The 8330-nt window shown below is 68.8% G+C and carries 9 protein-coding genes; 3 read left to right on the top strand and 6 right to left on the bottom strand.

Annotated elements, in window-relative coordinates; genetic code table 11:
- Positions 1 to 279: 279 nt before the first annotated feature.
- Positions 280 to 705 carry an HIT family protein gene (locus IMZ29_RS21755; protein WP_216188262.1) on the bottom strand — a complete coding sequence of 142 codons (426 nt, stop codon included), beginning with the start codon at positions 703 to 705 and terminating at the stop codon, positions 280 to 282.
- 199 nt (positions 706 to 904) lie between these two features.
- Here IMZ29_RS21755 and IMZ29_RS21750 point away from each other — a divergent pair, with 199 nt between their 5' ends.
- Genes IMZ29_RS21750 through IMZ29_RS21740 form a run of 3 tightly spaced genes read left to right on the top strand, consistent with a single transcriptional unit; the run spans position 905 to position 3788 of the window.
- Positions 905 to 2194, top strand: a complete 1290-nt coding sequence (locus tag IMZ29_RS21750) for an AsmA family protein (protein WP_216188260.1) — start codon at positions 905 to 907, stop codon at positions 2192 to 2194.
- Positions 2176 to 3402 (top strand): AsmA family protein, encoded by a 1227-nt coding sequence (locus IMZ29_RS21745; protein WP_216188259.1) that lies wholly within the window; start codon positions 2176 to 2178, stop codon positions 3400 to 3402. The genes IMZ29_RS21750 and IMZ29_RS21745 overlap by 19 nt, the downstream gene beginning before the upstream one ends.
- 44 nt (positions 3403 to 3446) lie before the next feature.
- Entirely contained in the window at positions 3447 to 3788 is a 342-nt protein-coding gene (locus IMZ29_RS21740) for a hypothetical protein (protein WP_216188257.1), read from the top strand.
- A 26-nt stretch (positions 3789 to 3814) separates the two neighbouring features.
- Here IMZ29_RS21740 and ruvC read toward each other — a convergent pair whose 3' ends face one another.
- The 5 genes from ruvC to IMZ29_RS21715 form a co-directional block, all read right to left on the bottom strand.
- The gene (gene ruvC, locus IMZ29_RS21735; RefSeq protein ID WP_216188255.1) at positions 3815 to 4402 is read right to left on the bottom strand and encodes a crossover junction endodeoxyribonuclease RuvC; all 588 of its coding nucleotides are present in this window, start codon (positions 4400 to 4402) and stop codon (positions 3815 to 3817) included.
- Between the two features lie 2 nt (positions 4403 to 4404).
- Positions 4405 to 5994 (bottom strand): bifunctional phosphoribosylaminoimidazolecarboxamide formyltransferase/IMP cyclohydrolase, encoded by a 1590-nt coding sequence (gene purH / locus IMZ29_RS21730; protein ID WP_216188253.1) that lies wholly within the window; start codon positions 5992 to 5994, stop codon positions 4405 to 4407.
- Between the two features lie 57 nt (positions 5995 to 6051).
- Positions 6052 to 6324: a helix-turn-helix domain-containing protein gene (locus IMZ29_RS21725; protein WP_216188251.1), complete on the bottom strand. Its 273-nt coding sequence runs from the start codon at positions 6322 to 6324 to the stop codon at positions 6052 to 6054.
- 9 nt (positions 6325 to 6333) lie between these two features.
- Positions 6334 to 7332 (bottom strand): tRNA dihydrouridine synthase DusB, encoded by a 999-nt coding sequence (gene dusB, locus IMZ29_RS21720; RefSeq protein ID WP_216188249.1) that lies wholly within the window; start codon positions 7330 to 7332, stop codon positions 6334 to 6336.
- A 141-nt stretch (positions 7333 to 7473) separates the two neighbouring features.
- A partial coding sequence (locus tag IMZ29_RS21715; RefSeq protein ID WP_216188247.1) for an FAD-dependent monooxygenase occupies positions 7474 to 8330 on the bottom strand: 857 nt, incomplete at its 5' end.

Raw genomic sequence — 8330 nt, 5'->3', positions numbered from 1 at the left:
CCCTCTCGCTCCGGATGTCGTGACGGGCGGTCGGCGAACTCGGAGGGTGGACAGTCCCCCGGACTGTCCACACCCGCGTCCTCAGACATCGCCGCCCTTGCCTCCCGTCACGACACCCTGCGCTCGGCGCGCTCCGACGGCCCCGCTGCCGGCCGTCGCGCCAGCGGCTCGTGCTTGAGGCTTGCGACCTACGTCACAGCCCGCAGCTTAGGGTCGGGGCCAACGGCTTTCGTTCAGGGCCAGCAGATTTCTGTCGGGTATGGCCTTCAGCGCCGTTTCTCAGACTTCGTCCAGCGCCGCTCGAATGCGTTCGGCCAGCGGCTGCAGCGTGGCCGGGTCGACCATTTCGCGGGCGTGCGGCTTCATCTTGGTGTCGTTGCTGCGCGGCAGGATGTGGAAGTGGACGTGGAACACGGTCTGGCCGCCGGCGGCGCCATTGAACTGCGCGATCATCATGCCGTCGGGCTGCAGTGCCTTGCGCACCGCCTTGGCCACGCGTTGCGTGGTCTGGATGCAGGCGGCGGCGGCTTCGGGCGACAGGTCGTAGATCATCTCGGCCGGCTCCTTGGTGAGCACCAGGGTATGGCCTTCGGCCTGCGGCATGATGTCCATCATGACGAAGGTGTGCTCGTCTTCGTACACCTTCACGCAGGGGGCTTCGCCGCGGATGATCTTGGCGAAGATGTTGTTGGGATCGTAGGACATGGTGGGCTTGAGCAAGAAAACGGTGGGTCGTTGTGTGCGGTCCATAGTAACGGACGTCCACGAGGGCGATGCGAGCTTACACGCATCGTCAGGAGTATGACCAAGCACGTCCCCCGAGCCCGCGTTAAAGTAAAGGATTAACCTGCCTAGTCGGGCTTGCCCGCACGTGGGCTACCTGAAGGGGTTTTCGAGGGGTGTCATGTCCTGGGTGAGGCGGCTGGTGATCGCGCTGGGCGCGCTCGTGCTGTTGACGGGCATCGTCCTCGTTGCGCTCGTGCTCTTCATCAATCCCAACGACTACAAATCCACGTTGGTCGATCTGGTCAAGGAACGCTACGACCGCACCCTTGTGATCGATGGCGACATCCGGCTGTCCGTCATGCCGCGTCTGGGCCTGGAGATCGGCGGCGTGTCGATCTCGGAGCCGCACAGCAATCAGGTCTTCGCTGCGGTGGATTCGGCCCGTGCCGCCGTCGCGTTCTGGCCGCTCTTCTCGCGCCATCTGGTCATCGAGCACCTCACGCTCACGGGCGTGAAGGCCAACGTGGTGCGTGATGCGGGGGGCCACTTCAATTTCGATGATCTGCTGCATGCGCCCGCGCCGGCAGGCGAACCCGTGCCCGCCGTCACCGAGAATCCCGCATCGGCTGACGGCTCGATCCAGCTCGCGGTGGGCAGCGTGACGGTCAGCGGTGGGGATGTCGCGCTGCGCGACGAACGCCAGGACATGGCCTTGCGCCTGGAGCGCCTGAACGTCTCGGCCACGGGGATTGCCACGGGCAAGGCCTTTGACGTGAGCGCGGCGGCGCGGCTGCTGGGGCAGAGCCCGCGCGCGGATGCCACGGTGCAGGTGCAGGCCCGGCTGGGTGTCGATGCGGCAGAGGGACGCTATTCGCTGCGCAACCTGGATCTGCGCATGGCGGGCGTCTTGCCCTCGGTCAAGGCCAACGCCTTTGGCGCGCGTGGCGATGCCGCCTACGATGCGCAGAGTGGCACGCTCACGCTGAACAGCGTGTCGGTGGGCTTCCAGGGCGATCTGGCGCTTGCCACGCCGCTCACCAACGTCGATGCCCAACTGGTGTTGCCCCAACTCGTGTTGGACACGCAGGGCGATCGTCTGGCGATCGAGGGGCTCGTCGGCAAGGCGCAGGGTCGCCTGGGCGCTGCCCCCTTCACGGCGGCCGCGGACGTGCCGAGCCTGGCGGTGGATGACAAGGCCGCCAGCGGCGGCCCGGTGCAGCTGAGTTACGCGCAGGAAGGGGAGGGCGGCATGAGCGTGCGGCTCGGCCTGACGGGGATTTCAGGTACCGCGGGCCGATTGGCCGTGGCGCAGGCCGAGCTCAAGGCCAGCCTGCGCCGGCACGGGCGTACGGCAGGGATCGAGTTGACGTCGCCAGCGACGGCGAGTCTGACGGGCCGCACGTTTGCGCTGTCGGCACTGGACGCCAAGGCGCGCATCGAGGGTGTCGCATGCCGGAGGGCGGTCTGACGTTCCCGGTATCGGGTCGTCTGGCGGGCGATGTGCGCGCCGACTCGGGTGATGTCGCCTTGCAGGCGGCCTTGCCGGGTGGCCCTCTCACCCTGACAGCCAAGGGCACGAACCTGAGCGCTGCCGTTCCGGCCATCACGTTCGACGTGGCGGCGCAGGGCCTGGACGTGGATGCGCTCTGGCCGGCGCTGCCCGAGAGCCCGCCGGTGGCGCCGCCTGCGACGCCCCGGGCCGGGGCCGTGGAGCCGGTCGCGCCCGCCGAGACGCCGGTGGATCTCTCCGCGCTGCAGGCGGTCAATGCGCAAGGACAGGTGCGGGTTGCCGAGCTCACGCTGCGCGGGATAGCGGCGCGCGATGTGGGCGCGAAGCTTGCGCTCGCCAACGGCCGCGCCGAACTGTCCGACGTGCGTGCGAACCTCTTCGAAGGCCGGCTGACCGGGCAGGCCTCGGCCGACGCTGCCACGCAACGGGTGAGTGTGACGGGCCGCTGGGCGGGTGTCGCGGTGCAGCCGATGCTGACGCGTCTGGCGAATGTCGATGGTCTGTCTGGCCGCGGGGACGTGCACGCGGCGCTCGCCACCACCGGCAAGACCGTGGAAGCGATGCGGCGCGGCCTGGACGGCGAGCTGACCCTCGCCTTGCGCGATGGGGCTGTGAAGGGCGTGAACGTGGCGCAGTCGCTGCGGGACTTCCGGGCGCTTATCGGACGCGGCGAGGCCGCCACACAAGCCACCGATCGCGAGCACCGCACGGACTTCTCCGAGCTGCGCGCCACCCTGGCCGTGAAAGAGGGCGTAGGCACACTGACGGATCTCTACGTGGCGGCGCCGCTCGTGCGCATCACCGAGGGCACCCCGGCCACGGTGGATCTCGTCAACGAGCGTCTGGACGTCATGCTGGACGCGCGCGTCGTCAATACCTCGACGGGGCAGGACGGCAAGACGCTGGAGGCCTTGCGTGGCGTGACCGTGCCCATCCTCGTGAGCGGCCCCTGGCAATCGCCCGAGTACACCGTGCAATGGAACCGGGTGGCCGCGCGCACGCTGTCGCAGACGCTCGAGCGCGAGGCCGGTCGGCAGATCGAACGTCTGCTGGGCGGCCGCGACCGAGAAGAGACGGCCCCTGAGGCTCCCAGTCAGAGTGAGGAGGCTGCCCGCGGCGCAGGCAAACTCCTTGGCAATGCGTTGAAGGGCTTGTTCAACCCCTGACCGGCGCGAGTATCATCCCGGCGATGCTATCCGGAGTGTGAGTGATGCAAACGGCTTTTCCCATCGACGGCTGCGGCCCCCTGGAGGGGGCGGACGTCGCCAAGTACGACAGCCAGTGGCTTCTGGTGTCCCCCGAGTTCGACGTGCTCGTGCCCGACGACTATCCCAAGCTCGAAACCGTCAATCTGCAGTACCGACTGGGCTACATTACGCTCACGGCACCGGGCATGCTGCGCCTGGACCTGGTGCCCGACGTGATCGAGGACGATGAAAGCGTCTGGCGCAAGGCGCACGACGTGGATGGCACGCCCTTCACCGTAGTCGACGAAGGCGATCTGGCCGCGGCTGGTTCAGTGATTTCCTGGCGGAGCCCTGCCGCCTGGTGAAGCGTCTGGACGCCTCCGCTTAGCCTTCAGCGTCCGGTGGAGACGCGCCCGCGGCGCATGCGCACGCCGGCGCGCACCTGCAGCACGAGGCCGGCGGCGCCCACGCCCGTGAGGCGTCCAGCCAGCGGCGCCGCGTGCGCGTGGCAGATGGCGCACGCCAAGGCATCGGCCGCGTCCGGCGCCGGGGTGCCGTCCAGGTGCAGCAGGTGCCGCACCATGTCCTGCACCTGCGTCTTCTCTGCACGGCCGGTGCCCACGACCGCCTTCTTGATCTGCACGGCCGTGTATTCCTGCACGGCAAGCCCGCTGTCGGCGAGCGCGCACAGCGCCGCGCCACGGGCTTGCCCCAGCAGCAGCGTGGAACGTGGATTGACGTTGACGAAGACTTCTTCGAGCGCTGCGGCGTCGGGCCGGGTCTCGGCGGCCACCTGGCGCAAACCGTCCAGGATGATCTTCAGGCGCTCGTGCAGCGGGCCGTCCGTGGGCGCGACGATGGTGCCGCTCGCCACGTAGCGCAGGCGCGGGCCATCGACGTCGATGACCCCGAAGCCGGTACGCCGCAATCCCGGGTCGACCCCGAGGATGCGGACGGGGACCGGCGCGCCTGGCTGCATGCTCAGTGCCGGAAGTGGCGGTTGCCGGTAAAGACCATCGCCAAGCCACGCTCGTTGGCCGCGGCGATGACTTCGTCGTCACGCATGCTGCCACCGGGCTGGATGACGCAGGTCGCACCGGCATCGGCCACCACGTCCAGGCCGTCGCGGAACGGGAAGAAGGCGTCCGAGGCCACGGCCGAACCCTGCAGCGACAGACCGGCGTTCTCGGCCTTGATCGAGGCGATGCGCGCCGAATCGATGCGGCTCATCTGGCCTGCGCCCACGCCCAAGGTCATGTGGTTGGCCACGAAGATGATGGCGTTGGACTTCACGAACTTGGCGACCTTCCAGGCAAAGAGCAGGTCCGAGAGCTGGGCTTCGGTCGGCTGCTTGTCGGTCACGACCTTCAGGTCGGCCGCGGCCACGTTCAGGCTGTCGGGCTGCTGCACGAGCCAGCCGCCGCCCACGCGCTTGACGTCCAGCGGATTCACACCGGCGCCCAGGGGCACTTCCAGCACGCGCACGTTTTTCTTGGCGGCGAACACTTCCAGCGCGGCACCGTCGTAGGCCGGGGCAAGCAGCACCTCGACGAACTGCTGGCTGATGGCTTCGGCCGTGGGGCCATCCACCGGGCGGTTGAAGGCGATGATGCCGCCGAAGGCGGACGTCGGGTCGGTCTTGAACGCCTGCTGGTAGGCGGCCAGGGAATTGGCGCCCACGGCCACGCCGCACGGGTTGGCGTGCTTGACGATCACGCAGGCCGGCGCATCGAAGGTGCGCACGCATTCCCAGGCGGCATCGGCGTCGGCGATGTTGTTGAAGGACAGTTCCTTGCCTTGCAGCTGGCGGTAGTTCGCGAGCAGGCCGGGGGCCGCCTTGGCGTCCGTGTAGAAGGCCGCGCTCTGGTGCGGGTTCTCGCCGTAGCGCATCGTCTGGTGACGCGTGAGCTGGAGCGTGAGCACGCCGGGCCACGGATCGCGCTGCGGCACGTCCTGCTGGGCCGGGGCCGTGGTCAGCGCCGTCAGGTAGTTGGCGATCATGCCGTCGTAGGCGGCGGTGTGGGCGTAGACCTTGGCCGCGAGTTCGAGGCGCAGCGGGTAGCTCGGCGCGCCCTGGCTGTCGATGTCGGCCAGCACGCGCACGTAGTCCGTCGGATCGATCACCACCGTCACGCCACCACCGTCCTGCGTGCCGTGGTTCTTGGCGGCCGCGCGCAGCATGGCCGGGCCACCGATATCGATGTTCTCGACGGCGTCCTCATACGTGCAGTCCGGGCGTGCCGTGGCCTGCTGGAAGGGGTAGAGGTTCACCACCAGCAGGTCGATGCGGCCGATGCCGTGTTCTTCCAGCGTGCTCAGGTGCTCTTGCGAATCGCGGCGGGCCAGGAGGCCCCCGTGCACCTTGGGGTGCAGCGTCTTCACGCGGCCGTCGAGGATTTCCGGCGAGCCGGTGTAGTCGGCCACTTCCTGCACCGTGAGGCCGTTCTCGGCAAGCAGCTTGGCGGTGCCGCCGGTGGACAGCAGTTGCACACCGCGTGCGGCCAGGGCACGGGCGAAGTCGACGATACCGGCCTTGTCGGACACGGAGATCAGGGCTCGCTGGATGGACATGTCAGGTGGGGGCTCTTGTTGGACAGGCGCCATGGCGCCCGCGAGATAGGAAAAGGGTCAGGACTTCACCGGCAGGCGCGCGGGGGCATCCACGCGCAGGCCATGCTGCTCGATCTTCTTGCGCAGGGTGTTGCGGTTGATGCCGAGCATGTCCGCCGCGCGCGACTGATTGCCGCCGGCGCGCATCAACACGGATTCCAGCATCGGCCGCTCCACGGCGGAGATCACCATCTGCCAGATGCAGCCGGTGGATTCGCCGTCCAGGTCGCTGAAATAGCGATCAAGCTGGGCGTGTACGCACGCCTCCAGGGATGTGGGGTTGTTTTCCATGCTTCGTTGTCAGGCGGCGAGCAGGCCGGGCTCGGCGGGCACCTGGTCGAACCAGTGCGCCACCGCCTGCCACTGCTCGCGGGTGGAGTCGATGAGATTGATGCGGGCACACAGCTCGGTGCCGCCCGGCAGGCCGGACAGATACCAGCCGATGTGCTTGCGGGCGGTACGCACGCCCGTGTGTTCGCCGTAGAAACGGTAGTGATCGTCCAGGTGCTCGAGGAGCAGATCGCGCAGTTCCTCACGGGTCGGCGGCGCGAGGTGCTCGCCGGTGCGCAGGAAGTGGTCGATCTCGCGGAAGATCCACGGCCGGCCCTGGGCGGCCCGCCCGATCATGACGGCGTCCGCGCCGGTATGGTCGAGCACGGCCTTGGCCTTTTCTGGGGAATCGATGTCGCCGTTGGCGATGAGCGGGATGCGGATCTCGGCCTTCACGGCCTTGATCGTGTCGTATTCCGCCTCGCCGGTGTACAGATCCGCCCGGGTGCGCCCGTGCAGGGCGAGAGCGGCGATGCCAGTGTCTTCCGCGAGCTTGGCGATGCGCACGGCATTGCGGCTCTCGCGGCACCAGCCCGTGCGGGTCTTGAGCGTGACGGGCACGCCCAGCGGCGTGCAGGCCTGGACGACGGCCTCGAGGATGCGTGCGATCAGGTCTTCGTGGCGCAGCAGTGCCGAGCCGGAGGCCGCGTTGCATACCTTCTTGACCGGGCAGCCCATGTTGATGTCGATGATGCGGGCACCCTTGCCGACGTTGAACACGGCCGCCTCAGCCAGCATGGCGGGATCGGCACCGGCGATCTGCACGGTGATCGGGTCGCTCTCGCCGGTATGGTGGAGCCGACGGGCGGTTTTCACGCTCGCCCAGAGCTTCGGGTTGCTCGCAGCCATCTCCGAGACGGCATGCCCCGCTCCCAACCGTTTGCACAGCTGGCGGAACGGCCGGTCCGTGACGCCCGCCATGGGGGCGACGATCACGTTGTTCGGGAGTAGCCAGGGGCCGATGCGCATGGGGGCGAAAGGGGAAAAACGCCCTGGCCGTAGGAGGCGGGCGTGTCGGGAAAGACTTGGGTGTGCGGGGGATTGTACCCCCGGGGGGCAAACCTGCCGAGGCGGGCGGGAAAACCCCGGGGTGTTCGCGCAGTGGTCCACCTAGCTGCGCAGCCCCTGCATCAATTGCCGCGCCAATGGGCGGCGCAGTGCAGGGATCGTGTCCAGTGCCAGCAAGGTGAGTCCGCAGGCGTGTTCCACCAGCGGCGAGCCGGAGGCGAAAACGCGCGGCAGCAAGTCCGTGATGCCGGCGGTTACCGTGCGGTCGGCGCGGCGGGCACGTCCGAAGGCCGCCAGGAGGGGGGTGGGGTCGGTGGCCGGGCGATGCAGCCAGGCGCGCAGGGCCTGCGCCAGTTGCTCGGCGTCGCGCAGCCCGAGATTTAGCCCCTGACCGGCCACGGGATGCAGTGTCTGGGCGGCATTGCCGATCGCCACGCAGCGGCCCTGCACTGGCTCGCGTCGCCAGCGCAGGCGCAGCGGGTAGACCTGGCGCGCGCTCACGGAGGTGAGCTCGCCCAGCCGGTCGCCGAAGGCTGCTGTGAGCGCCCGGCCGAACGCGGCGTCGTCTAGCGCGACGAGCGCCTGCGCATGCGCAGGCGCACAGCACCAGACGAGGGAATACGTGTCCTGCGCGTCGTCGCCATGGCGGATCGGCAGCAGGGCGAGCGGACCTTCACGCGTGAAGCGCTCCCAGGCCCAGCCCGGTTGCGGTCGGCTCGCACGAACGAGTGCCAGCACTGCGTGCTGGTCGTAGTCGCGTGCGATGACAGCGCCGCCGGGGCGCCCTTGGCCATCGCGATTCGTGGCTGGCGCGTCGACGGCGCCCTCAGCCTGCACGACCACGGTGGTACGCCAGGTGGCATCCGCCTGGGCGATCCGCACGCCACCCGCCGAGTCGCGCTCTTCGGTTCCGGGACGGCCGGCCGTCTGGTCTGTCGCGGGGGCGCCCGCGGGTCGCG

The sequence above is a fragment of the Verticiella alkaliphila genome, from assembly GCF_018904615.1.
Classification (GTDB): domain Bacteria; phylum Pseudomonadota; class Gammaproteobacteria; order Burkholderiales; family Burkholderiaceae_B; genus Verticiella; species Verticiella alkaliphila.
The sequence above is the reverse complement of the archived record's forward strand: the minus strand, read 5'-3'. Positions and strand labels throughout refer to the sequence as shown.

Excerpts from the sequence above, each read along its gene's own strand:
- ruvC (WP_216188255.1), bottom strand. The coding sequence starts at position 4,402 with ATGCAGCCAGGCGCGCCGGTCCCCGTCCGCATCCTCGGGGTCGACCCG.
- IMZ29_RS21740 (WP_216188257.1), top strand. The coding sequence starts at position 3,447 with ATGCAAACGGCTTTTCCCATCGACGGCTGCGGCCCCCTGGAGGGGGCG.
- purH (WP_216188253.1), bottom strand. The coding sequence starts at position 5,994 with ATGTCCATCCAGCGAGCCCTGATCTCCGTGTCCGACAAGGCCGGTATC.
- IMZ29_RS21745 (WP_216188259.1), top strand. The coding sequence starts at position 2,176 with ATGCCGGAGGGCGGTCTGACGTTCCCGGTATCGGGTCGTCTGGCGGGC.
- dusB (WP_216188249.1), bottom strand. The coding sequence starts at position 7,332 with ATGCGCATCGGCCCCTGGCTACTCCCGAACAACGTGATCGTCGCCCCC.
- IMZ29_RS21750 (WP_216188260.1), top strand. The coding sequence starts at position 905 with ATGTCCTGGGTGAGGCGGCTGGTGATCGCGCTGGGCGCGCTCGTGCTG.
- IMZ29_RS21755 (WP_216188262.1), bottom strand. The coding sequence starts at position 705 with ATGTCCTACGATCCCAACAACATCTTCGCCAAGATCATCCGCGGCGAA.
- IMZ29_RS21725 (WP_216188251.1), bottom strand. The coding sequence starts at position 6,324 with ATGGAAAACAACCCCACATCCCTGGAGGCGTGCGTACACGCCCAGCTT.